This is a genomic window from Vicinamibacteria bacterium (genome assembly GCA_035570235.1).
Taxonomy (GTDB): Bacteria; Acidobacteriota; Vicinamibacteria; order Fen-336; family Fen-336; genus DATMML01.
Window position 1 is genome coordinate 1 of the sequence record DATMML010000125.1, and the last position, 24,255, is coordinate 24,255.

The 24,255-nt window shown below is 65.3% G+C and carries 19 protein-coding genes; 6 read left to right on the plus strand and 13 right to left on the minus strand.

Annotated elements, in window-relative coordinates; all coding sequences use genetic code 11:
* Positions 1 to 241: 241 nt before the first annotated feature.
* The 9 genes from VN461_22380 to VN461_22420 form a co-directional block, all read right to left on the minus strand.
* Positions 242 to 973, minus strand: a complete 732-nt coding sequence (locus tag VN461_22380; GenBank protein HXB57526.1) for a hypothetical protein — start codon at positions 971 to 973, stop codon at positions 242 to 244.
* Between the two features lie 500 nt (positions 974 to 1,473).
* Positions 1,474 to 1,995: a carboxypeptidase-like regulatory domain-containing protein gene (locus VN461_22385; GenBank protein HXB57527.1), complete on the minus strand. Its 522-nt coding sequence runs from the start codon at positions 1,993 to 1,995 to the stop codon at positions 1,474 to 1,476.
* Between the two features lie 920 nt (positions 1,996 to 2,915).
* Positions 2,916 to 5,618 (minus strand): sialidase family protein, encoded by a 2,703-nt coding sequence (locus VN461_22390; GenBank protein ID HXB57528.1) that lies wholly within the window; start codon positions 5,616 to 5,618, stop codon positions 2,916 to 2,918.
* 693 nt (positions 5,619 to 6,311) lie between these two features.
* Positions 6,312 to 6,656 (minus strand): hypothetical protein, encoded by a 345-nt coding sequence (locus tag VN461_22395; protein HXB57529.1) that lies wholly within the window; start codon positions 6,654 to 6,656, stop codon positions 6,312 to 6,314.
* A 343-nt stretch (positions 6,657 to 6,999) separates the two neighbouring features.
* Complete coding sequence (locus VN461_22400) at positions 7,000 to 8,928, minus strand: cation-translocating P-type ATPase (protein ID HXB57530.1); 1,929 nt, start codon at positions 8,926 to 8,928, stop codon at positions 7,000 to 7,002.
* 27 nt (positions 8,929 to 8,955) lie between these two features.
* Positions 8,956 to 9,231 (minus strand): metal/formaldehyde-sensitive transcriptional repressor, encoded by a 276-nt coding sequence (locus VN461_22405; GenBank protein ID HXB57531.1) that lies wholly within the window; start codon positions 9,229 to 9,231, stop codon positions 8,956 to 8,958.
* 775 nt (positions 9,232 to 10,006) lie between these two features.
* Entirely contained in the window at positions 10,007 to 11,206 is a 1,200-nt protein-coding gene (locus tag VN461_22410) for a DUF3443 domain-containing protein (protein ID HXB57532.1), read from the minus strand.
* Between the two features lie 21 nt (positions 11,207 to 11,227).
* On the minus strand, positions 11,228 to 11,704 hold the full coding sequence (locus VN461_22415) for a DUF2844 domain-containing protein (protein HXB57533.1): 477 nt from the start codon (positions 11,702 to 11,704) through the stop codon (positions 11,228 to 11,230).
* Positions 11,705 to 12,006: 302 nt separating this feature from the next.
* A complete protein-coding gene (locus tag VN461_22420; protein ID HXB57534.1) occupies positions 12,007 to 12,534 on the minus strand; it encodes a hypothetical protein in 528 nt (175 codons plus the stop codon).
* A 256-nt stretch (positions 12,535 to 12,790) separates the two neighbouring features.
* Here VN461_22420 and VN461_22425 point away from each other — a divergent pair, with 256 nt between their 5' ends.
* The 3 genes from VN461_22425 (at position 12,791) to VN461_22435 (ending at position 16,135) form a co-directional block, all read left to right on the plus strand.
* Entirely contained in the window at positions 12,791 to 13,183 is a 393-nt protein-coding gene (locus tag VN461_22425; GenBank protein ID HXB57535.1) for a MerR family DNA-binding protein, read from the plus strand.
* Between the two features lie 473 nt (positions 13,184 to 13,656).
* A complete protein-coding gene (locus VN461_22430) occupies positions 13,657 to 14,259 on the plus strand; it encodes a DUF2867 domain-containing protein (GenBank protein HXB57536.1) in 603 nt (200 codons plus the stop codon).
* A gap of 1,126 nt (positions 14,260 to 15,385) precedes the next feature.
* Positions 15,386 to 16,135, plus strand: coding sequence for a hypothetical protein (locus VN461_22435; GenBank protein HXB57537.1), 750 nt, complete (start codon positions 15,386 to 15,388; stop codon positions 16,133 to 16,135).
* A gap of 410 nt (positions 16,136 to 16,545) precedes the next feature.
* On the opposite strand, the gene VN461_22440 is transcribed toward VN461_22435, so the two are convergent.
* A complete protein-coding gene (locus VN461_22440) occupies positions 16,546 to 17,928 on the minus strand; it encodes a S41 family peptidase (protein ID HXB57538.1) in 1,383 nt (460 codons plus the stop codon).
* 482 nt (positions 17,929 to 18,410) lie between these two features.
* Here VN461_22440 and VN461_22445 point away from each other — a divergent pair, with 482 nt between their 5' ends.
* The 3 genes from VN461_22445 to VN461_22455 all read left to right on the plus strand — a co-directional run bounded on the left by VN461_22445 (position 18,411) and on the right by VN461_22455 (position 20,464).
* On the plus strand, positions 18,411 to 18,767 hold the full coding sequence (locus VN461_22445) for a YciI family protein (protein HXB57539.1): 357 nt from the start codon (positions 18,411 to 18,413) through the stop codon (positions 18,765 to 18,767).
* Between the two features lie 108 nt (positions 18,768 to 18,875).
* The gene (locus tag VN461_22450) at positions 18,876 to 19,223 is read left to right on the plus strand and encodes a YciI family protein (GenBank protein HXB57540.1); all 348 of its coding nucleotides are present in this window, start codon (positions 18,876 to 18,878) and stop codon (positions 19,221 to 19,223) included.
* Entirely contained in the window at positions 19,220 to 20,464 is a 1,245-nt protein-coding gene (locus VN461_22455; GenBank protein HXB57541.1) for a DUF6596 domain-containing protein, read from the plus strand. Before VN461_22450 ends, VN461_22455 begins: the two co-directional genes overlap by 4 nt.
* Before the next feature lie 170 nt (positions 20,465 to 20,634).
* On the opposite strand, the gene VN461_22460 is transcribed toward VN461_22455, so the two are convergent.
* The 3 genes from VN461_22460 to VN461_22470 form a co-directional block, all read right to left on the minus strand.
* Positions 20,635 to 21,003, minus strand: coding sequence for a hypothetical protein (locus tag VN461_22460; protein ID HXB57542.1), 369 nt, complete (start codon positions 21,001 to 21,003; stop codon positions 20,635 to 20,637).
* A complete protein-coding gene (locus VN461_22465; GenBank protein ID HXB57543.1) occupies positions 21,000 to 23,444 on the minus strand; it encodes an AAA family ATPase in 2,445 nt (814 codons plus the stop codon). Before VN461_22465 ends, VN461_22460 begins: the two co-directional genes overlap by 4 nt.
* Before the next feature lie 209 nt (positions 23,445 to 23,653).
* Complete coding sequence (locus VN461_22470; GenBank protein HXB57544.1) at positions 23,654 to 23,863, minus strand: TOBE domain-containing protein; 210 nt, start codon at positions 23,861 to 23,863, stop codon at positions 23,654 to 23,656.
* Between the last annotated feature and the right edge of the window lie 392 nt (positions 23,864 to 24,255).

The following is a 24,255-nucleotide window of genomic DNA, read 5'->3' on the forward strand; positions in this document are numbered from 1 at the left end:
TGGCATCCTGACTCGCCCACATGACGGGCGCTACGGCCAGGAGGGCCGGAAGTAAGGCACGTGGAGCGTCGAGACCCCCGCCGACGTTTGGCGGACGCCGCGGGAAGCGTGAACGGCACATTCAGGACGCCGACTCCGAAATCGTTCCCAGGCGCGTGCGCGACGGACTCCTCCGGGCTCTTGGCCTCGCCCGAGGCGAGACCCCGGAGGACGCCGCAGGCAGCTCTTGGCAAGTGCTCGTTCAGAATCCGTACAAAAGGCCGGCACTAAGAACGTCGTTCTGCATGGGGAACGCACCACTGCGGTGGTGGTTACGGTTGAAGTACGCACGCCCGGTCACCGCCTCCAACTGCGAGTGGTGGTAGAGCGTCTCCAGGCCCAGGTGCCGAACCAAAGCCACGCTGCAACCCCCGGAGAAAACCCAGCCTCTCGTATCGTCAACCTCGAAACGACGGCCCGGTAGGGCCCACCCGGGCGACACAAAGAAGCGCGACCAGTACCGACCGAAGCCCAGGTTTGCATAGGGGGTCACGCGAGTCCGGTTGCGGAAGCGCCCAAAGACGTAGAACTGTAGCCCGCGGATCTCGACGTCCCCATCCCCGGCGGTGATGGTGTGCTGGACATCACCCCAGTCCAGGGTCTTGGCTCGGGCTTGGTCGTAGGCGATCCCGGCGCCGAACGCCGATATGATCCGGTACTCTACAAAGGGATTTGGGAAGTAATGCTGCTGGGCATCAAGACCCCAGAGGCTCCCTAAGAAGTTCCCTGTCTGGTTCAGGTTGTCATACCCGTTGGCGTCCGAGCGCCGCGTGTCCTGCAGCCAGAAGTGGGTTACACGAGCCCCTGTTGTCAGGCGGTTTGCCACCCAACGACCGAAGAAGCCCGGCTGTCCGTCCGCGGCGGCCGTTTCCTCCGCTGCGACACCTGCTCGCGCACCAAGAAGGATGACGCCAGCGACGACGAACACCCGCATGCTAACCCTCACTCAGGTCGGAGTCGGCGTCCTCGACGTGCCGTTCACGCTTCCCGCGGCGTCCGCCAAACGGCGGCGGGGGTCTCGACGCTCCACATGCTTAACCTCCGGCCCTCCTGGCCCTGGCGCCCGTCATGTGGGCGAGTCAGGATGCCACGCTACCACGAAGCGACGCCGAATCAGGCCCAAGAGCCTTGGACAGCCGCTGCTCGGTCGCAACCGGGTGCTTGTTCGCGTTCGATCAGGCGCTCCAACGTCGTCCCTTGCCACGCTCGACTGAACACTCGTCAAGGTCTACCTAACTTCCTCAACATCAGCTATTTGTAGACAGACTTGGCGAACGAGTATGCTCACCGGGCCTGTAAGTCTGGGCTTCATGAGGGGCGGCCACAACCCGACCGCGTGGGTGAGCGCACCCCGGCGCGACCTTCGTGGTCAATCATCCGGCCGAAATACGTCGTCAACTCAAGACCTACACCGCCTACTACTCAGGGCTCCGGTTAAAGCCTCTTGAGGTAGAAGTGCAGAGAGTTGTTGTCTGGATAACCGTTGATGTCGTCGGTGAGACCCGGATGCGTCAGCACCTGCGTCTGATAGCCCGGTCTCGACGCCCGGGCGGTGAAAGGCACTGCCATTCTGAGGTGGTCAATGTTATAAAAGCCGTTCGACAGAGTCATCGCCCTCTTCCCTGTGTTGTATGCGCCGTCGATGATTTCAACGGTGACGTCGGGAATCGCCGTGTATTTGCCGTTGTCTTCGTAGACCTGGCCACTGAGGGGCGCAAGCACCACGGGAGGAGCGCTTGGATCGACCGCATACGAGTGTGGCGAGCTTCCATACTCGCCGGCGAATTTCGCACGGACGTAGATATTCCCTTGTCTAAGAGGAGTGACGACACCCGGCGACGTGAACACAGCAACGGGGGGATCAAGAGGTGGTGCCAAGCCGAATTCGTCGCCCGACGTGGACCAAGCCGCCAGATTCGTAACGTAGTCCGGGTACCTTAGGGCAGTGCAGTACACGTTGGGATCGAGGGCTCGTGGGAGACATGTCACCTGTACCGACGAGTGTAGGTTGAGAGAGGAAAGAGTGTAGCTCGAGGGTACCGTTGGTGCCGCTGTCCCGCACCCGACCAGCGGTAGCAACAAGGTCAAAGCACCAGCTCGGACTCTCGGCGTCTGCAAGCCTACCTTACGAAGCACCATCGTTGAAGCCACCCTTGTGCTCAGAGCACAGCCAGTGCCAATACCTTCAATCCTTCGTAGGCCCTCCCTACGAAGCCCATGAAGTAGTTGCAGTCCCGGGTACCGGGGGCCCGGTTCGCTTATCGAACAGTCTGTTCGAGATCCGAGCCGAAGCACCGAACGGTGCCCCGAAGCGGCAAACCCGATGGAGCTCTTGCTTGACGGCGCAAAGGAAGGACCCAGACACCCTCGTTGAGAACTAACGATTACTCGGCGAGTTGGCGGCTCATGTCCGCCGCGCAGCGGTTCCGTTCAAGGAGCGTTTCTGCAAAGAAGACCTGAGACCACAGAGGTCTCCCCGGTTGCCGTAAGGGACGCGCCAGAATTCTGGCACCTGCAGCCCCTCGGGAAGTTAATGGCGCTTGGCCAGCTCTGGAGGGTGACTGAACTACACGGTCATTTCAGCGCCGATGCTAGAAAGCTAAGCACAGCAGAATTGAACTCCTGTGCTTTCTCCATGTTGACGATGTGACCTGAGCCCTGGATCACGACTTCCGCTGCGCCCGGAATGCGCGCACGGAGCAGCCCGTCATGTTGCGTGGATATCAGCAACATCTCGATTGCCCACGATGACCAAGGTCGGGACCCTTATGTGCGCAGACACTCGGCGCCTACACGCCCGGATGGAAACGGAGCCCGTCCCCGGCTGAATTCCGCAAGACGCGCAAAGGGGGCCGCCCGCGGGCGGCCCCCCTCACTCAATTATCCTCGTCTTCGCGAAGTCTCAACGACCAAGCGCTGAGGCCGTGACTGGCCGCATAGAGTCTACGCCCGCTCGGGACAATGGTGAGTCCCGCAACCTCCACGTTTGGCATTCCCGGTGCCGCCTGAGTCCAGGACGTCGCGCCGTCGTCAAGCAGGACGACGCCGAAATCGGAGGCGGCGTAAAGGTCCCCGTTTGCGTCGTCGCGCACCACGGCCGTAATGGGCATGTCACCAAGGTCGTAGCTCCTGTCCGTCCAAGTCGCGGTTCCCGAGAGGGGGTCGTACACAACCTCGAACACATGGCCGGGCGTGCTGGGAGTGGAGGCGTTGAAGCCGCTGTAAGAGATCCAGGCATGGTTCGGGTTATTGGCTTTGATGTGGATCCCGGTGACATACCGGCCGGGGGAGCTCGAGACGTCAATCCGGCTGAAGGTCACGGCGGCGGCGGGTTCCCCGTCTGCATTCTTAGAGATGAACACGCGGCCCCTGGACGTGGCCGCCCAGAGCGTCGAAGTGTCGCCAGGTGCCCGCTGGACCGCGGCCAAATCGCCGCCGGCCCGGTCCCCAAACGAAGCCGCCGTGAGCCGCCCTGCGCTCCCCGGGTCGCCTAGAGGCTGCCAGTCGCCGCAGGTGACGGCGAAATCACCAGTCCACTCGTTGCAGTGCAATCGCAGGACGTCGAGTGTCATCGAGCCGAGGCCATGCGTCTTGGTCCGCCAGACGTGGCTCGTGCCGGTGAACATCGTGCCACTGACCTTGGGGTCGGAGATGATAGGCACGTAGAATTCGGCCGCCTCGCCGTTGAAGAGGGGATCCCCGATCCAGTTCCAGTCCCCCACGGCCCCATCGTTGAAGTTCACATCCGCGCCCTGACCCGCAAAAGTATGGAAGCGGAAGTGCCGATCTGCCACGTCGAAGCCGGATTGGCCACCGTCGCCGACCATTGTCTCGGTCCACTTCACATGGTTGCCGTCTGTCTCCCAGGTGCCGTTGTCTTGCGTGCCGCCTTGGACATCGTCCACGTCGAATGGGTTATAGGAGACGCTCTGGAACTGGAGCGTGGAGAGCCCCCTGTTGACGCTCTCGATGCGTGTGGGCACGCGCGAGAGGAGCTGCTGACAACGGCTGAGCGCCGGCCCGGAGAGGCCCCGCGGGAGGCAGTTGGAGGAAACATCGGCGAACTCACCACTCGCGCGAACGATACCGCCGTCGCCGGACTCGAAGAACTGAGAGGGGTTGTTGGGGTTGACCACGAGGAAGTGTTGGTCGGGATGGATACCATTGGGGTGGACGGGATCCGTCGCATCCATGGTCATGTCCGTGAAGGACACTCCCGCGTCTGTCGAGAGCACGACGCCGCGCCCGTTGGAGATCCCTCCCGTTTCACCATACTGGTAGGAGCCCCCGAGGTAGACGGTGTCCGGGTAGCCCGCAGGTGTGACGACGAAGTTGTCGTACCAGCACTGGCCGCCGCAGTAGTTGAAGGAGCCGAAACCGGAATCGGCGGGGTTGGCGCTCGTAAGGCTGGCAAAGCTCGGCACGCCCGTCGCGACATCGTCGCTCCGGAACAGCTGCGAGAACGGTGCGCCGCTCGCGCCCTCCGCAACGTACATGCGGGTCTTCCCGTTGGGCAGGGTGGTGACGGCCAGCTCCGGCCGGGTGGTCGTGGTTCCCGGGCTCAGCGAGGCCTTGATTGCCGTCCACGTTGTCCCCCCGTCGCTGGACCGCCAGACCCCACGAGCGTAGGAGCCGGCGTAGAGGATGTTGGGGTTGGAGGGATCAAAAAGCACCCGCCGGACGCCACGCGGCGAACAGGGGGTACCGTTGCCGGCCTCGGTCGCATCCCCCGTGCAGCCGGCGGTGGTAGCGGCGCCGTTGTGGATGAAGGTCCAGCTCGCACCGCCGTCCGTCGATCTGTACAAGCCCCACTTCGCCGCCCCGGGGATTATGGAGACGGCGCCGCCGCAGCAGGACGAGGACGCCCCGCGGATGGCCCGCGTGGAAGCCGCGTAGACCGTGTTCGGGTCGCCAGGCTTGATGGCTATGGTACCGACACCCCGGGCGTTGAAGACCGGCTGACCGAGAGGGCCTATCCACGTGTCGCCGCCGTCAGTCGACTTGTAAAGACCAACGCCGGCCTCGCAGCCACTGCTGCAGGCGTTCGCCTCCCCTGTACCCACCCATATCGTCTTCCCGGTGTGGTCGTTGGGGTCCACGGCGATGGACCCGATGGAGTTAATCTCGAAGGGGGTGGACAGGTACTTCCAGTGGGGGTGCTGGGCGAGAGCGTCCTTCGTGCGCCAAATCCCGCCTCCCGCCGGGCCCGCATAGAGTGTGCACTCTCCCGGCTCGCATTCCCCGGCTAGCGCCAGCGAAGTCGTCCGCCCTCCCGCCACATACTCGTTCGGGACGTAAATGGCGCTCGTGCGCAGCGCGAAGAAGGGATATACCGCATCGCTTGGGCCGATCTTGCTCCATCGCCCGCGGCGGTCCTCGCCCCTCGGGAAGCCCTTCTCCCGGTGGAACCCGTGAGAATCCCGGGCACTTTGAATCCGGTCCGCCGGGATGTCCGCGTCAGGGAAGGCGCGCTGCAGGAAGGCAGCCTCGGCCGCGGAGCCGGGGCCCTCGGGCGACTCGCCGCCGTTCGAGGGCAGCGCCTTCAACCTCTCCAAGTGGCGGGCAAGCGCCGCCGGCATGCCGTTCTCGAGAGCGAGCTGGCCTCGCCGCAGGCGTGTCGAGGAGACCGATTTTGAAACGACGGTGGCGGCGAGCGCCCCAGCGACAGCAAGTGTGGCGACAGCCGCCCTCAGCGTAAAGTGCAGGCGTTTAGATCGCATTTCGTACCCCTTATTGCGAGTTGCCCTTCATGAGCCGAGCGAATCCGCCGCGGGGGCGGATCGTCGTTGTAGTCCACGGGAGCCAAGGCAGAGCGTCCACTGAAGTGCGGAAAGAGTTGCACGCTAGCGCCTTCAGCTTCCGGCTGTCAAGTAAAAAAGCTGGTAGAAAAGAAGGTGAAGGGGTACGGGCAACAGACGGACAGCAAAGCAACGATCCTCTTCGAGGTCGGGCAAGACTCCTGGAAGCGGCGCCCAAAGAACAACGATCTTCCGGACGCGATCACGTATTCGCCCAGGAATCCGTGCGGTAAGTCACTCTGCTACCAGCAGCTCCTAAGATCGTTGTTTTGTGGCCGGGTGCTGAGCGAACCGCATCTGCAAGCGCTGTCGAAGGGGCCCAGAGGAGCGGTCACGTGTCGATGACCGACAACATCGCCAGTCAAAGCTCTGATCGGAGCGGCTAGTGCTGTCCGGTCGAAACGGGGGGCTAGATCACCGCCCCCCAGCTCCGGGCATCAGGAAATCGTGATCATCCCGTGCGCTTCAAACGGTCTATCTCTTGTCATCGACATGAAACCGGTGCAGCACGCGATGGACGATGGGGGCGAGGACCACGCCCGCACCGACGAGGAACACAATGCCGGCGAAGAGCGCGTAACTCCCGGCGAAGAGCTTGCCGGCGCTGGTGTGCAGCTCCGCCACAGGTCCCATCCCTCCGAGGATCATCGCTGCATTTAGATACGAGTCGAGCCAGGACAGTCCTTCCAGCCAGTGGTAGCCCGCCATGCCGACCCAGAGCGCGCTTAATCCGAGGGCGACGGCTCCCAGGGCATGCTTCGCCATTCGGCCGAGAAACGCCCGCCGGGGCATGAGGGGCTCGCCGCGGTGCTCATACATGAACTCACCTCGAATGGTCGGCCTGGGGCCGCCCACATGCGCGGCCTAATACGCTCCGTCGTAGGTAGCCGCGGGTTAGCCCGGGCATCCGGCTATCCTCACCCACCTGCGCCCGAACACACCAACTGAGCCCGTGCCCATGCATCTGCTACCGTAGCTGCTGTGGAGCAGCAGTAGAATCCTAGACTCGTTCGGTCGGACGTGAGCCCTTTGTCACCTCTGGTCTCGTCCCACCCGCGGGAAGCGTGCACGGAGAAAGGTGCCTCGCCCGGGGCACGGGCTGCTGTTTCGCCCCGGATTGTGAGCCCACCTCTGCCCGGTCGTTCTTCGGTAAGGCTCTCGGTCACGCCGACACCCCTGCGTGAGCCACACTCGGCGCACGAGGATCGTGCAGGGCGCCCGGCAGCAGTCGGGTCGAGTTCAGGATGAACGTCAGCTCGGAGGCCACGTGGATGAAGGCCGCCAGGAGTGGGTTCAAGAAGCCGAGGGCGGCGAGCACGATGCCTATGCCATCGACGAGCAGCGTTCCGGCAAAGTTTTGCATGATGATCCGCCGGGCTCGCTTCGCGATCCGGACTGTCTCAACCAGCTTCAGTAAGTCGTTGCCTAGCAGGACGATGTGCGCGCTTTCCCGGGCGACATCCGTTCCAGAGCCCATCGCGATTCCGACGCTCGCGGCCGCGAGCGCGGGAGCATCGTTGACGCCGTCGCCCACCATCGCCACCGTCAGACCTCCTTCGACAAGCCTCTTGACCTCGCGCATCTTGTCGTCCGGTAGCAGCTCAGCGCTGAAGTCGTCGATCGCAAGCTCCCGCGCCACTGCCTCGGCCACGTTCCTCTGGTCACCCGTCAAAAGCACCGTCCTCATTCCCAGAGCCTTCAAGGCTCCTACCGCTTCCTTAGCCGCCGGGCGGAGCGAGTCTGCGATCCGGATGGCGCCCAAGACCCGCGGGCCGATGGCGACCCACACCTCAGAAGCGGAGGGGTCGCTGCCGAAGTCTTCGACAACCGCGATCCCGTGTTCGCTGAGGAGCGCACGGTTGCCGGCCACAATGCGCTCGCCTCCGAGCTTCGCCACGACGCCTTTTCCCGGCGTGTAGGCGAAGTGGTCCGGCTCGACGGCTCTAATGCCAAGCTCATCAGCCCGCTTGAGGATCGCTTTGCCGAGCGGGTGCTCCGAGCGACGCTCGGCAACCGCGGCCGCCTCGAAAAGGGTTGTCGAGGAAACGCCCCTGACGGGAAGGATAGCGCGCACTTCTGGCGCCCCATACGTAACCGTCCCCGTTTTGTCGAACACCACGGTATCGACAACCGCGAGAATCTCGAGATACAGACCCCCCTTGATGATTGACCCCAGGCGTGCCGCCCGACCGATGGCTCCGAGGATGGCGAGAGGGGTGCCGGCTGCGATCCCGCACGCGCCCGCCACGATGATGACGGAAATCGTGGAGCGGGCGTCGCGCGTGATGGCAAACGTCAGGAGGGCGGCTCCGATCGCGAAATAGACGAGGTAACCGGCCAGTCGATCCGCCGTCTTCTGCACGGGCGCCCGGGAGCGTTCCGCACGCTCGACCGCCTCTATGATCTTGCCGAAGCTCGTGTCGCGCCCTAGCTGCTCCGCGCGCACTTCGAGGGCGCCCGACTGGTTGATGGTGCCGGCGTAGACTTGACCCCCCTCCAATTTCTCGACCGGCATCGATTCTCCGGTGATCGTCGCCTCGTCGACGTAGGAATGGCCGCCCACTACCATCCCGTCTACCGGAAGCCGGCCACCCGGGCTCACGAGCACCAGATCCCCGACCCGGAGCTCGTCGAGTGGGAGTTCGCGCACCTCGACGCCTCGCCGCACTTTGGCAGTGCGCGGTAGGTAGTTGAGCAGGTCCTCGATCGCCCGCCTCCCTCGGGAGACCGTGAGTCCCTCAAGGATCTCGGCCACAAGCACGAAGAGCGTGATGATGAGGGCGGTGAAGAACTCTCCAATCGCGAGGGCCGCGCCGAGGGCGATGGTCATGGAGAGCTCCATCGTCATCTTGCGCTCAAGGAGGTTCTCGAGGGCTTCTTTGAAGATGGGGTATCCGCCCACCAGCGTGGCGGCGAGCCCAACGATGCTTATGCGCGGGAAGGGCTCCCAGAGACAAAACCAGACCGCTCCCGCGGCGAGCCCCACCAAGGCGATCCGCGCAAGCTCGGACCACTCGACGCCGTGCTCTCCGCCCTCTTCGTAATGATGCGGGCGATCGGCGGTCTGTGTCGCGAGGTCTCGGTCGATCATGAGTCCCTGCCTTTCGCTTTCTCCCAACTATTTCAGGTAGGCGCGGACGATGTCGATCACCTGCTCGGCCTCTTCGGCAGCCTTGGAGCCGGGCGCGGCGCCTGCGAAGGCGTGCACGCGGAGGTGCTCCTCCAGAACCTCTGCCATGAGGCTATTCATCGCTCCGTGAGACACGGCTATCAGGTGCAGGATCGAACCGCACTCCTGTTCTCCCTCAAGCGCCCGCTTGAGCGCGTCAACCTGTCCCGCGATGCGGTTCACCCGGTTGAGGAGCTTTTTCTTATCTCGGATCGTGTGGGCCATTGGCCTCCCCTGAAATGAGTATATCCTATCCGGGTATGATATATTCCACCTCGACCAGGCCCTAAACTGCCAGGTCCTCACCGCAGTCGACGGTCTAAGGGATCGGAGTCGGCGTCCTGAATGTGCCGTTCACGCTTCCCGCGGCGTCCGCCAAACGTCGGCGGGGGTCTCGACGCTCCACGTGCCTAACTTCCGGCCCTCCTGGCCGTAGCGCCCGTCATGTGGGCGACTCAGGATGCCGAGGAACCGGCCCGGAACCGCCCAGGACGAGGCTTAAAGGCTTCCTGTTCAACAGGAAAGCGGTGTGGATGGCCTTCCCGTCGAGTCGGGTGTGGGTTCTGACTGCCTACTGGCAGACGAGCAAGGCGAGGCGCGGGAAGCTAAACGTACCCGCCACCTCGTCGATCACGTTCGCCCTGGCAGGCTCGATACTCGTCAGCAGCCCGCGAGTTCCATTCGTGGGTTGCCCGATACCGAGCCCTACCGTGACCGTAGTCTGCGGCGTGAGGCCGCTGAGAGTGAGATCGCATTCGCCGCTCCCCACGACGGTAACTGACTGAACGACGGCGCCGGTGCGGACGAGACCCCGGTGAAGGTCTGCGAGGTCGTGGCGGTGGTGGGAATGGTCGTGATTCCACAAGCCCTGGCGAGCACCCGCGACAGCGACGCCGAAGACGTGATGCCCTAGTGAGGTCTTCTCTCTAGAATCGCATTCTCATCACGAAGCTTCTCTTGAACGCGAACCCGGAACCGGCCGCGACCCTTTTCGACGGTCTCAGTAGGCGAAGTACGGTCCGAGGCCCGCGGGGGTGCTTTGCAACTCGATGGCCGTGTACACATTCCGCCCGAAGAAGAACGGCAGCCCCCAATCGAAAGACCCGGCGTTCGGTCCGCCCAGGTTGTCGAAGGCGGCATTGGGGGAGTTGAAGAGTGCGTCCGCGTTGGCGACCGTGAAGTTGACGCTCGTGCTCGACCCGTTCGTGCCGCGGTTCGTCGCCGCCAGAACTTCGGGCGTCTGGGGACAGTAGAAGAAAGATGCGTCTTGGCAGGTCGCAAACCCTGTCGTGGGGGAATCGAGGAAGTAGAGCGCGTTGGTGCCGCTGTCGATGAAACTCGAGGCGTACGACTGTCCCTGGAAGGTCGTGGTGAAGTCTCCGGTGTCATCGACCGAAAGAACGACGGCCGCCCCCAGCCCGTTGTTCGACCGGGTCCCGATGCCGAAGACCATCGATCCGCTGACCGTCGGCGCTCCCGTCGCTGCAATCGCGGGCAGTTGGATGATCACCCCGTTGTTGTCGAGCGGGAAAAGCCACACGGGGTTCTGGACCTGCTGGTTCAGGCCCACCGTGGTCGGGACACAGCCGGATGAAGGACACGAGTAGTAGAGGCCCGGGTTCTGGGCTCCGGTGACAGAGCATGCCGAACCGCAGTCCTGCCGGAAGAGCCCGACTCCAAGGACTCCGTTCGCTCCGAGGGAGTCGACCGTTTCGTGGGCGGGAAGCCCCGATTGGGTGCAGCTCTTCGGGACGCTGAAAGCCGAGGTCCCGATCGCCTGGATGGGCGCCGCGGTGGCCTGCTCGCCGGCGATCTTCACGTCGGCCATGATCACCGGCCCCCACTGATAGCTGTCTTGGAACTGGTTGCATTCCAAGACCGGAGCACCCTCCGCATCGTTCTGGGGCGGCAGGGAGACGGTGAGCACGGAAGACAAGAGCCGCAACCCCACGGATCCCGTGTCGACCAGCACGCCGTCGATCGTCTGGCAGTCGTTGGTCCCCGGCACGCAGACGGTGACGCTGGTGAAGGCTCCGTCGGCGTAGTTGTTGGCCGGACCGGAGTTCACCACGATCGGCTGGACGTTGGGTCCGGGCCCGCCGATGACGTTGCCCCCCGACGAGCTGCTCCCCGTCCCTCCTCCGCCGCAAGAGGCCAGTCCGAGGAGACCGAAGGCGGAAACGATGAACGCTACTCGCAAATGCTCGCTCCTTCCCGCGAACTATCGAATGCCGTCGGCCGGGACGCCCTCCGGCAAGAGCCGCGGGATATAAGCCCGCCCATGGAAGCTCCGGGGGTGGCCGGTTGACTCGAAGACGAGCTCAGGCAAGTGGAGCAGGAGCGGTCCGCGGCCGAGAGGCTTCTTCCGCGCGGCCTGGAGGTACGAGTCGTAAGACCCGCCGAGGAGTTGATGAAGGTCGGGCAGGAACGGCCCTTCCCACGAGACGCCAAAGATGGTTCCGGCAGTGGAGGAGAACTCCCGGACCAGCGTACCCGTCGGGGTCTGAATCTCGTGCAGGAGGTAGCCCGGCATAGCCACAGTCCGAAGCGTGCCCTTCATGTGGAGCTGGTCGCTCTCGATCGAGACCAGGTTGTCGCCTAGGGCTGCCACGGCGGGTCGCGCCGCGGACAGGAACGAGATCGCCAGGAGGGCTACGGCGAGTGGCGTCGGACGGCTTCGGTCTTGGCTCGCTATCACGTCCTCACCGAAGCCGCCTTCGGGGCGCACGTCCAGGATGCGGCTGCAGTCGGCGCCAGCTCCCAGGTCTCCACGAGTTTGCCGTCCTTCCGCCGCGTCGCGACTTCCGCCAGGCCGTTGTCGGTCTCGTAGGACTTGCCGGCGGGGCGAACGCCCCTGAGGCCAGTCGATGGGTCTCTCCCGGTTGGTCTCGACTGGGGACAGGTTGTCCCGACGCGAGGACGGACGGGATCGATGCGAGGCGCGACCCAGTGGTGGCCTTTACATTCATTACGTCTCTCTTGCGATCTCGCTACCGGTGCTCAATTGAAAGCGTAGGAAAGACCAAGAGCCGCCTCGAAGTGAGCTCCCGCTTGGAGGCTTTGCTGACCATAGAACCCGCTGGCGGGCACGTCCCGGAAGGCAGAGTTCATGACCCGGCCTTCCCCGACGAGGGACAACCGGTATTTGAGCCGTGTCCGGAGTCCGAGGCCCGCGCCATATCGCGCCACAGTGGGATTCGCGGCCGGAACGGGTGACCCGCTGGAAGGGTACTGCACCAGAAATGGGTCGCGCAAGTAGTTGAACCCAGCGGTGAAATACGGGCTGAACCTGGTCCCGGGCAGCAGCTCCCAGCGCAGGTCCGCCCCGAGGTTGAACGTGGTTCCGTATTGGGCGGAATAGCCGACGCCGAGGCTGGGCCGCAGGCTGAGACCGTCCGTGATGTAGTAGCCGACTCCGAAGTGCCTGCCGGGCGTCGTCATGGCGTCCAGGGCCAAGGATCCCCTCTCCTGGGCCATGGCAGGCACCGACAAGCTGAGAAGCGCAAGCGACACGGCAAGAAAGCGCATGACCCACCTCCCCGCGGGATCTGAACCGCCCACAGCCCGGTAGAACCGATTTGCGGCTGAATCCGAACGAGACGCACGTGCATGCCCCGTGCCAACCCTACCCTCTAGTCTCAGGCCTCTGCGCGCCGAGCCAGTTGTCGCGCTCCGATGGCGAAATAGATCGCGGACCCGGCAGGTCACCACCTAACGGCCCTTTTGAACGGCCCTTGACTCTATACCATGCTATAGGGTGTAGCTTTCATTGTGAGGGGGCCCCATGCGGATTGGCGATCTCGCGGCAACAGCTGGAGTGAGCGTTCAAGCCGTGCGGTACTACGAGCTCCACGGCCTAATCGAACGGGCGCCGCGCCGACCCTCAGGGTACCGCGACTTCCCTTCCCGGGCAGCGGAGCAACTTCGGATGCTGAAATGGGCGCAGACCCTCGGCTTTTCCCTGAAGGAGATAAGGGCCCTGCTGGCGATTCCGGTTCTGCACGGCCAAGGTCGTACCGCCGAGGCTCGGGCAAGGGCAGCGGCGAAGATCGCCGAGGTTGACGGTCGGATCAGAAGGCTCCGGGAGATGCGGAAGCGCCTCAAGACGATTGTCAAGTGTGACTGCAATGGTGACTGCCCGATCCTTCGCACTGTCCGTATGGGTACCGCCCGCTGAGGAGGGTTCTATGGCTGCAATGAGGTTTCGTGACCTGCCGATGCGCGCCAGGGTGGCGGTCGCGTTGATACTGGCTAGCTCGTGGGTCTTATTCGAGGAGACGATCGTCGATCGCCATGGATTATGGCGCTACATGCCGCATTACAAGTTGGGTCTTCCGTGCGTGTGGGACTTGGCAGTGGGGACGGCGATCCTGGCGGGGCTTCTCTTCTGGAGCGTGAAGTGGGGGCGAAGGCGGGAGCCTTGAGTGAGCACTCGGAGTTGAGACGCCTTGGCCGGCAACGGCACTACATACGAGACCCCCCGGCGAAGGCTGACGGGCGACGTGAGAGCCCGGCGTCAGTTCGGCGGTTCAGGAAGTCTTATTGGACTCTGAGTCGCACGGAGCACAGAGTGGCGGAGGCGCTATAGGAGGGAGAAGCTCACGCCCAGGAAACTGCTATGACCGATTGGAGCGAGATGCAAGTTCACCCATGAGGCTCACGAGCACCGCCCACACCTCCCGGCCCTGGCGGATCCACGAGCTCACCCGCGATTTCCGACTCGAGGATGTGTGGGCGCTGCCGACGCCAGGAGGCCCGGACGACTTCCCTCGACTGGTGCAGGGGATCGCCTCGGGCGACCTGTCGGGAGGCTCCGCCCGCGCGCTCTGGGCGATCCGGTGGAAGGTCGGGGAGCTGCTCGGTTGGGACGACGCAGACGCCGGCCTCGGCGCGAGGGTAGCGACGCTCCGCGACCGGTTGCCGGCGGATCTGCGCGACGCCCCATCAGGCCCGGACTTTGCCGCGCTCCCCTTCACCTCGCTGTACCTGCTCGAGAACGAATTTGCCGCGGAGATCGCCAACCGGACCATGCACGGGGTCATGCATCTCGGGTGGCTTCCGGATCACGCGTGCGGCTACCGCGGCCAGATGGCCATCTTGGTGAAGCCAAACGGACTACTCGGGACCGGCTACATGGCCGTGATCAAGCCGTTCCGGCACCTAATCGTGTACCCGCTGATGATGCAACAGATCGAGCGGGCCTGGCGGGCCACATCAACGCCGGCGTCCAAGGGCGGCGGTGGCCTCGGATAGCAAGTAGGCGCCGCGCCCTTCTCCAAACCCCTGTGCTCCCAAGGGTGTGGCGCACGCTGGGCAAGGGCCCCGACCAGACAGTGCGGAAGAACCGATTTGAGGGCCGCCCGACAGGACCACAAATACGGTGAGTGATTTCCCTTCCGATTCGCGCGTTACCTAGTGAGAGACCTCCCAGGAAGAGAGGACAGGGGCCGTGCAGCAAACCCTAGGGGCGACTCAAAGGGGTTGATTCTCCGGTGTCCTAGGAAGGAACCGGACTGGGAAGCCCCCGCAAGTCCATTCGCTTCAATGCCCTAGCGGTTAAGTATGAATGGATCCTCGGTTCAGGGACGCCTGGACGCCCGATGTCACGGCCCAGAATCCAGGATTCCAGAGGTTCTGGAGCCCCGGGGCGGGATCAGGTCTCGTCGTTGTGGTACGCCGGACGAGGGAGAGGCTTGTCGCCTGTGGCCGCCTTTGGCCAAACGAGGAGGGACCGTGATCAAGGCAGCGAGGGAACGAGGAGTTCTGTCTACGGCTGTAACGGCTGTCTCCATCGGGTTGCTGTTGGCCGCCGTGCCACCAAGGGCGGAGGAGGGCGATCGTAGCCGACCGTTGATCCTGAGCGCGAGCGCCGACCCTCAACTTCAGGTGCTCACGATTCGGGGGCAGAATTTCGGGAATCGGCCGCCCGTGGTTGCCTTGGACTCTCTCCAATTGGTCGTCCAGAGCGCGACCCCAACCCAAATCTTGGCCTCGCTGCCCCCGGGGCTGCTGCCGGGTTCGTACCGCTTGACGGTTGCGCGCGGCCGTCGCGTGGACCACGACCAAGACGAACGTTCCACAAAAGGAGAGGTTGATGCCTTCGACGTGACGCTAGGAGCGGTGGGCCCCGTAGGGCCGAAGGGCGACCCTGGGCCCCAAGGCCCGGCCGGACCAGCAGGGCCTACGGGAGCTCCCGGCCCCACGGGCGGCCGGACCGCAGGGTTCTCCGGGCCCCGCGGGGCCCGCAGGTCCAGCCGGTGACACGGGCCCGGTTGGCCCGCCGGGACCTCCCGGGCCCGCGGCTGCCGCACCCCCTCCCCCACCACCCCAGCCGTACGTAGGGACCTTCTTCCTCAAGCTCGACAATGAATCGCTGAAGTTGGCATCATTCGCGGGCTGCTTCGACAAGGGTCTCGGCGGCGTCGAATACGAGGACTGCTATTTCGAGATCGAGGGACTCTCGCCCGCTCTTCTGCAATGGTTCGGGGATTCCCTGAACGGCCTCGGCCCCCAGGTGATGCGCGACCTGACGGTGGAGCAGGTGGAGGCGGGCCAAAACAAAATTACTCCCGTTGCCGTCACCCAAGCATTTCTCCGCGACTTCCGCGTCTCCGACGCGGACGCGGTCAGTAACAGTCCGGGATCGTTACGCTTCGTCGCGGTGCCGGAGGTCCTCACTTTTCTCCCGACGCAAACGGGCACAACGCCTCCCACGAACAATACTCTTTTCCTGGTCGCCGATTTCCGTTTTGCTGTACCTCATGTGAACGGCTCGCGCGTCGATGCGGTACGGGGCGTACATATGTCGTTGCCGAAGATCGTGGCCCCACCCATCGGCTCACGTCATCGCTTCTTGCCGGGTGCCCCGCAGTTCGACGGCATTGAACTCGACGCGGGCGAAGGGGGGACGACGATCACCGATCTCGAGGCGTGGGCGAACGCCGTCGCCCAAGGTAGGACGGACGTTCGCGACGGGGATCTCCAATTCCTCTCGCCGGGCCGTAGCACGGTTCTCACGGACCTCCACTTCCAAGGTCTATCCCCGACGACTGGATTCCCGCCATTTCCTACGTCGTCCCTCCTCGCACGCCCGATCGACCTGACAGTCGGGTCGTTCTTATTTCAATGACGGTCGAGGATCACTCGACGCGCTGAGATGTCGGAGAAATACCTGAAACAGACCCCGCGATTGGAGAAGGAGTTCCGCGTGTTCCAAAGTGCCCCGCGCCTTCGCGGCCCGAGCCGGCGCGTCGGTTGGCGGTGCCGAGCGTTTTCTTCCCTCTGAACTCGAGGCGCCGGTCGCGGGGCCCTCGTCTGTGAGCTGCATCGCCTCTCATCAGGCTTGAGGTCGGCGCTGCACCCCAAGGAGCCGCTGGGTCAGCTCACCGCCTTGAACCAGCAGCTCGTGAAGCGCCTCTTCCAACGAGCCCTGGACCGAGAGAAGCGAAATCGGCATCCGGAATGTTACCGCGGCACTCGCCCCTTGAGGGGAGAATGCGCGTCACACTCGTTTCTCGGCTCAAGGCCGTCAGGCCAGCGTCACGGATCGCTTGCCTGCAGCGTTTCTATAGCCCTCTCGACAGCGCCGTCGCGTCCGGACGCGAGATCGGACTGCGGGAACACGGGCACGCGGATGTCGGGCGGGACCCCCCTGGCCTCGAAATGGATCCCCTGCTCGGTCAGGAACATCTCGTTAGGGAGCCCGAACTGCCAGCCGTTGGGCAGTGAGCGCTCGAGCACGTCGGAATAGACCCCCTGCGTGTTCTCACCGATGCGGATGACATGCGGCTTCCGGCCCATGAGGGCCATGGTGAAGGTTTCCCCGCCGCTGACCGTGTCAGGACCGATCAATTCCACTACCTTCCCCAGAAAGCGAGGCCCCCCGCTCACGCGGACGGTCGAGGGCTGAGGCGCCGTCCACCTCTCGGCATCCTGAGCGTCGTTGCGCGCCCGCTTCACGAACGCCACGTAGGGCTCGTCAGTCAGTCGCCCGGCTACTTGGAGCCCGTACGGGTCGGCGCCGCCGCGATTGAGGCGGACATCCACGATCAGTCCCTTCACGCCTCGCGCGTCCTCCAGGATCTCGTCCAGTGCCGCCTCGAGCGCACGCCCGCCCTCATCGAAGCCTCCCGCCGCATACCCCTGGAGGGCGTCGATGCGCAGGTACCCTAGGCCCGTCTTCGATCGCGCATACCGCAGATGGCGATTGCACCAGGCACGCAGCCTGCCCGCGAGATAATGCGTCTCGAGGATCTCGATCGTCCTCGCTTCTTCCGCAGCCGAGAAGAAGAGGGTTAGGGTGCCCGGCCTCTTCCCGCCGAACTCACGCTTCAGGGTCGGCGCACGGATGAACGTGTGCATGTCGTGCAGGGGCTCGATCATCGCCTTGAAGATGTCGAAGAGCTCGTCCGGCGTTGTGCGCGCATCCACCTTCGCGCGATAGGTCTGGGTGAGGGCGGGCCAATCGACGCCGCGATGCCGGAGGAAACCATGATGCGCGGCGAGGGTCGCCGCGAAGATGTTGAAGCTCGTCAGCGGATCGTTCTTGGCCGGGCGGTCGCACACCTCCGGCCGCGCGGCGGCGCGACGGAACAACACCCTAGAAGCAGCGTCGGGTGAATGGAACCACTCCGAGTCGCGATCGGGGCCAGGCGCGAGGAAGAGCATGCCCCCCTTCGAGACGAATCGCGTGCCGCGGGGATCGACGGGCTCGGCTTTCAGCGTGAAGGCCTCCAACACCAGGCAACTGATCGGCGTGACCTCGAACAGGCTGATCTCGCTGCCCTTGACCTCGGCCAGGTGCCCGTAGCCATCGGAGAGCCACTCACCGTCGAGCGTCTGATCCCTGGACGCGATGGCGCTGCTCACGATGATAAGGCCGGCACTGCACCACGAAACACACCGGCGGGCCGCCTGCCTCATTGAGCTCGTGCTCCTCGCGGATGGTGTTCGCCGCCAGGCGGGACTGCCGGACGCTCCCGGCGGTTCCCGGTACTGCGCCAGCCGCTCCACGCTACTCAAAGCCTAGCACCGCCCGTTCAGGCCGGCATAGAACGGCTCGGTGGCAGCCTTTCCGTGCCAAGGCGATGGCTGTTAACTTGTTTTGTTGCCTCGACTGCTCCACTTTCGGGCATGGAGGACAACTGGGGCCCGATTGCTCGGCTTGCGCTCCGATGTGGGCCAAGTCTCGACCCGTCAGTCAGATAGGTGCCATCGCCAGACTCTTTTCCGCACCGAAGGCGCGGAAGAACGAGTCTGGCTGCTGGTCGACAATGGGATCGATCGAGGTCCGTGCCATGATGCCCGGCTTTGCCGGTTGATGGGACGGCTGTCGAAATCGGTAGCGGCGGCGCGTCATAGTAGCGTCGGAGCAATCGGGCCCCGATCCCAAGCGGAGACCACCGATGCGCTACATGCTGCTGATCCACACCGACGAAAGCGCGGCGGACACCGCCCCGGCCGAGGGCATCACGCGGATGTCGGCGGACTACGGCGCCTATACCGAGGCGATGAACAGGGCCGGGGTGAACCTTGGCGGCGAGCGCCTCCAGCCCGCCAAGACGGCCGCAAACGTCCGGGTCCGCGACGGCAGGACCGACGTGCTCGACGGCCCATACGCCGATACCAAGGAGCAGTTCGGCGGCTACTACCTGATCGACGTGCCGGATATCGACCAGGCGATCGCGTGGGCCGCCCGCTGCCCCGCCGCCGCCCGCGGCACCGTCGAGGTCCGGCCGGTCTCGGAGCTGAGCCGGACCTGACCGGCAGCCGGGACACGACCGAAAGAGAAAAGGTCGAAATCCCTCGCGGCCCGCCGTCATAGTTACAAATCGGGGCGTGATGCGCCGATTGCGACAAAGGAGACGACAATGCGTTTCATGATGCTGATCCATCACGACGAGGAGGCGCTGGCCGCCGCGCCCCAGCAGCAGCTCGGAGCCGATTTTGGCGCCTTCAACCAGGCGCTGGCCAAGGCCGGCGCCGGCTTCGCTCCCGGCGAGCGGCTGCAGGGCACCAGGGCCGCGACCACCGTCCGCGTGCGATCCGGTAAGAAGAAAGTGCTCGATGGCCCCTATGCCGACACGAAGGAGCAGTTCGCGGGCTACTTCATGATCGATGTCCCGGACCTCGACGCCGCCATCGAATGGGCCGAGCGCTGCCCGAGCTCGAAATACGGCGCTATCGAGATCCGTCCGCTCTGGACCGCCGGGCAGTGACGAGCGAGGCGAACGAGGCGGCCCGGGCCGCCGAGCGCGTAGCGCGCGAGAGCCACGGCCGCCTCGTCGCCTTTCTCGCGGCGTCCACCCGGGACGTCGCCGGCGCCGAGGATGCGCTGGCCGACGCCTTCGCGGCGGCTCTTCGGCTCTGGCCGGTCGACGGCGTGCCGCAGAATCCCGACGCTTGGCTGCTCACGGTGGCCCGCCGCCGCCAGACCGATGCCGTCCGCCGGCGGCAGACCCGAAAGGCCGGTGAGGAGCACCTGAAACGCATGGCCGAAGAAATCGCTGCCGCCGCCGCTTCACCCGACGCAATTCCCGACCGGCGCCTCGCGCTGATGTTCGCTTGCGCCCATCCCGCGATCGAGCGCGGCTTGCGGCCCCCGCTGATCCTCCAGACCATCCTCGGGCTCACGGCCGCCGAAATCGCGGCCGCCTTCCTGATCCCGCAGGCGACCATGGGCCAGCGCCTGGTCCGCGCCAAGGCGCGCATCAAGGACGCGGGCATTCCCTTCCGCATTCCCGACCGCGAGGAGCTGCCCGAGCGGCTCGACGCCGTGCTCGAAGCCATCTATGCCGCCTACGCCAAGGCCTGGGGTGAGATCGGCGAAGCAGCCTCCACGGCACTCGCCGGCGAAGCCACCTGGCTCGGCCGGTTGATCGTCAACCTCTTGCCGGATGAACCCGAGGCCAAGGGAATGCTCGCCCTCATGCTCTACACCGAGGCCCGGCGTGCCGCCCGGCGTAGCCCTGGCGGTGGTTATGTGCCGCTCGAGGAGCAGGACACAAGCCTTTGGGACGACTCTGCAATCGGGGAGGCCGAGACCATGCTCCGCGAGGCGAGCTCCGGCGGCCCTTCCGGCCGCTACCAGGTCGAGGCGGCGATCCAATCGGCGCACGTCGCCCGGCGCCTAAACGGCGTCGACAACTGGCTGGCGATCGTCGCCCTCTACGACCACCTGCTGGCGTTGACCGGTTCCCCGGTCGTCGCCCTCAACCGCGCTGCCGCGCTGAGCGAGGTCGAAGGGCCCGCCGCCGCACTCGCCGCCCTTCACGCCGTCGCCGACGACAAGCGGCTCGCCGACTACCAGCCCTTTTGGGCGACTCGCGGTCACCTCCTCGCCCGTGCCGGCCGCAAGGCCGAAGCCCGCGAGGCGCTGACCGTGGCCATCGGTCTCTCCTCCGATCCGGCGGTCCGCGACTACCTCCGGGCCCGCGTCGACGCCCTTAGCGACGGTTGACCGCCCTTCCTGACCCAGCGTGACCTGAGCGACTCTGCTGCGACGTTCCCTGGGCGCGCTTGATCACAACGCGACCCCCGCAGCGGTTGCGCGACCGGATCATTGTCCTTGGGCTAGGAGATGGAGGGCCTCAGAGGGCCAACCCTTCCCCCCATAGTCTTATGAGAGGGTTAGTCGGCCTCGTGGATCAGCTCCTCAACCACTGCGAGCCAGCCTCGCAGCTCCGCCGCGGTCGGAGCCAGCTCGTAGGGATGGTGGTGGCATGCCCTGCTGAGAGCTGACCAGGCATGGCCCGCGCGGGCGGCGAGGTCCGCGTCTCCCAGGTAGGTCCGGAGGCAGATCAGCTGGACCCTCATCGGGCAGCCCTGCAGATCGAGCGTGCGGCGCTCCCACAGCCGGTTCACCGTGACCTCCAGGGCCCGGCACGCGAGCAGGGCTGAGGCTCGGGGCCACAGGCCCGCCGTGTCCGGGTCCACGCGTGCGAGCATGCCGCGGGCCAAGCTCAGTACGACACGGGAGGTGTCGTCCTCTTCCCTCAACTCAGGCCCCGGAGCCAAGCGCTGAGCTTGCTGGCCAAGCGGACGAGGTCACCCGCGTCCGCCGGTGGGATCTCATCCCCCTTTTCGCAGCGCCGGAAGGTATCGGCAAGTGGCGCTCCCGCTTCGCGCTGGAGTCGATCGAGCACCTCCTCGCCGCGCCCGACATCGTCGAAGAGGGCTAGGGCGGCGAGCCGGGTGAGGCGCCCCGCCTCGCTCAAGGTCCTCTCAACCGCGGCGTGAGCCTCTCCACGAGTCAGCCGACGTCGCCGCACCACCTCCATACACGTCGCCTCGAGAGCGAGCCGGCACAGTCCGGGCACCACGTGCGCTGCGGCAGACGAGGGGAGCCCGGCCGTGCCGGCGACGGCAAGAGCATCTTCGAGGTAGCGTAGGACGGGATCGAGAGACCGGCGCAGCTCGACAATTGACCCCTCCCGGCGCGTCACCTCGACGATCGTGGCCGCGATATCGAGTCGACGCACTGCCTCCGGGAGGCGGTCATCGTGCGTAAAAACAACGACCTGGCGGTCCGTGGAAGCGTTCTGGAGGACGCGGGCCAGTCCCTCGACGCGGGCCGGATCCATAGACTGGACAGGATCGTCGATCACGATGAAGCGGAACGGGCTCTCGGGAAGGGTGGCACGGGGGACGAACAAGCTGAGGGCCAGGGAGTGCAGCTCGCCCTGGCTCATCACGCCGAGAGCCGCAGCCGCGACGCCGTCAACGGTGACGTCGAGGACCACCCGCCGGCGGTTGCCGTCTCCCGTGAGCTGGATCCGCCCCAGCTCCACGTGGCTTTGCTGGCGAAGGCATTCCCAGATCCCCGCCGCCTTTTCTGCGATTGGCCCGAAGCGGTCATCACGGATCAACGCCGCAGCCTTCTTGAGCCAGGCCTCCGCGCGCTTGAGGCGCTCAAGGTCAGCGGCTCCGCGCACCCCCTCTCGCGCGCCAGCCAGCCAGTTTCCGACCTCCCCTGTCAACGGACGCCAAGTGTCCTCCCTGTGCTCGATCTTGGCGCGCGCGGCCTCGCGCAGGCGAAGGACCGCCTCACGCAGTTGCCCGCTCGCGGATTCCACGTGGTTGGCGAGATCCGCAAGATCGTCGATCGATCTCGCCCGCACCCAGACCTCCAGCGTGGCGACGAGCTCGCTCAGGTCAAGCCCCGTTTCGCTGGCACGCTGGAGAGCCTCGCCTTTCAGGATCGCCAGGTCCTCCCACCGCCGCCGGGCCGCATCGGCTCGCTTATGAGCCGCCTCCGCCTCCTGCGCCGCCTCCCGAAGGCGCGCCAGGACTTTCCGCTGTTGTTTGGTCCAGGCATCGTGAAGGGCGCGCTCGCGGCCGCAAACCGGGCAGTCGCCGTCGCCATGAGCGGCGTGAAAGGCGAGGGCGAGCTCGAGGAGGTTCGCCGTGTCGCGGGAGCGGGCGGCGGCTGTGCCCAGGGCGGAGGTGAGAGCGCGCGCCGCGCCACGCATCTCGGCCACGGCGTCGGCCACCCGAGCCGGGTCGGGCGGCTCTAGGCTCGCAATCCCCCGCAGCACTTCGGCTGTCGCCGAGCCTGCCCCAGACGAGGGGGCACCAGCGAGGACCCCTTCGACGGCGGCAAGATCCCATTCCTTCCCCTCGATGGCGGCCACCACCCGCCGCGCCCGTTCGTCATCAACCTCCCGCAATCGCTCGAGAAGGCGATCCCGCGCCTCGGTTGTGTCCTTGACTGCCTTTTCACGCGACCGGCGGGCCTCCTGAAGGGCGCCCTGGGCTTCGACGAGATCCTCCAGGCCGAGGATAGAGGAAAGGGCGTCGTAGAGCTTCGAGGGTCCCTCGTCGAGGAGTGAGCCCAGCTCGTTGTAGGAGAGGAACGGGCGATGCGTGCGCAGTGCGGAGGTCCAGCCGAGAGAGTCGAGGTCGGACTTCGGCTGGCCGGGAAGCTCGACCGCGACTTCGGCGGCTTCAAAGTCAGCGTCCGCCTCCCACCGCCGCGACACCACGCAGGGTCGTGGCTCGCCTTCCACCAGGAACGTGGCGCTCAGGCACGCCACGGGATGATGAAGGTTTCGCCAGCCGTCACGCCAGACGGCGGCGCGCTCTTTCCAGCGCAGGCTGTCGCCCGTGAGGAGCACCTCTAGGGCTTCCGCGAAGCTCGACTTACCGGATCCGTTGCGCCCCACGACGAGGGTAAGACCTGGACCGGATGCCAGCTCCAGAGTCTGCGCACGGCCGATGCCGCGGAACCCCTCGACGGCGATCGAACGGAGGAACGTGCCGGCGGGAGGTGGCGCATTCTGCACCTCGAGGGGTCGGGAAGAGGCGGAACTCCCCGCCAGCCGCGCCTCGAGGCCGGCGCGTCCTTCGAGCGCACCTAGGACGAGGTCGCCCCACCCCTCGCCGAGGGAGCCGTCCGCCTCGAGCCGCGCTAAAACGATTCGCCGGAGGCCGGGATCCATTGGTAGAAATCAGGCGCGGTGCCCTTGCGGGCCCGGGCTCCAGAATCCCCCTCTCAAACCGTGCGGGCCGATTCTCAGCACGCGGCTCACCACTCTGCTACGTCCTCGTAACCCCTTGCCTACAAAGGACTGGCCGCACCACTTTGCTCTTGGTTACGCGAGGGTAAGTTCCTACCCCTAGCAGAACGGCCGCGAGTCCGACCACAGCCCTACTCCTTGCCGACGATGACATCGGACGCCTTTATGATGGCGCTTGCCTCGTCCCCGACCTTGAGGCCAAGCTCCTGAGCCGCCTCCACGGTGATCGAGGCCGTGATAGTGGCTCCCCCTGCGATGGTGATTTTCACGCGCGCCGTGGTCGCCCCAAGCACGACGTCCACTACGCGTCCTTTCAAGACATTCCGCGCGCTCAGCTTCATGCACCCTCCTGCCCGCCTATGATGGCCCAGAACCGGCTACAACGCTCGACCTTGCGCGATAGCTCGGAAGGCCGAGGGAGAGCAGCTCGTCCGGAACATGCCCGTGCCCCGACGCACCCAGGGTTCGCCAGCGAGGAGCAGGTCGAGGCCCTCCTCGGAGCGCTTGACCGAACGCGACGCCCGGCAGCCGGTTACGACCAGCAGAGGCTGCCCAAGGCTATCGGACCTGCCTCGGCGTCGGTTAGTGGTACCGTGGCATCCTGACTCGCCCACATGACGGGCGCTACGGCCAGGAGGGCCGGAAGTAAGGCACGTGGAGCGTCGAGACCCCCGCCGACGTTTGGCGGACGCCGCGGGAAGCGTGAACGGCACATTCAGGACGCCGACTCCGA

Bases quoted from the DNA above. Each gene is read 5' to 3' on its own strand.
- VN461_22380 (HXB57526.1), bottom strand. From the start codon at position 973: ATGCGGGTGTTCGTCGTCGCTGGCGTCATCCTTCTTGGTGCGCGAGCA.
- VN461_22430 (HXB57536.1), top strand. From the start codon at position 13,657: ATGAGGCTCACGAGCACCGCCCACACCTCCCGGCCCTGGCGGATCCAC.
- VN461_22420 (HXB57534.1), bottom strand. From the start codon at position 12,534: ATGCGCTTTCTTGCCGTGTCGCTTGCGCTTCTCAGCTTGTCGGTGCCT.
- VN461_22440 (HXB57538.1), bottom strand. From the start codon at position 17,928: ATGAGGCAGGCGGCCCGCCGGTGTGTTTCGTGGTGCAGTGCCGGCCTT.
- VN461_22425 (HXB57535.1), top strand. From the start codon at position 12,791: ATGCGGATTGGCGATCTCGCGGCAACAGCTGGAGTGAGCGTTCAAGCC.
- VN461_22450 (HXB57540.1), top strand. From the start codon at position 18,876: ATGCGTTTCATGATGCTGATCCATCACGACGAGGAGGCGCTGGCCGCC.
- VN461_22400 (HXB57530.1), bottom strand. From the start codon at position 8,928: ATGATCGACCGAGACCTCGCGACACAGACCGCCGATCGCCCGCATCAT.
- VN461_22395 (HXB57529.1), bottom strand. From the start codon at position 6,656: ATGTATGAGCACCGCGGCGAGCCCCTCATGCCCCGGCGGGCGTTTCTC.
- VN461_22470 (HXB57544.1), bottom strand. From the start codon at position 23,863: ATGAAGCTGAGCGCGCGGAATGTCTTGAAAGGACGCGTAGTGGACGTC.
- VN461_22405 (HXB57531.1), bottom strand. From the start codon at position 9,231: ATGGCCCACACGATCCGAGATAAGAAAAAGCTCCTCAACCGGGTGAAC.
- VN461_22390 (HXB57528.1), bottom strand. From the start codon at position 5,618: ATGCCGGCGGCGCTTGCCCGCCACTTGGAGAGGTTGAAGGCGCTGCCC.
- VN461_22465 (HXB57543.1), bottom strand. From the start codon at position 23,444: ATGGATCCCGGCCTCCGGCGAATCGTTTTAGCGCGGCTCGAGGCGGAC.
- VN461_22445 (HXB57539.1), top strand. From the start codon at position 18,411: ATGCGCTACATGCTGCTGATCCACACCGACGAAAGCGCGGCGGACACC.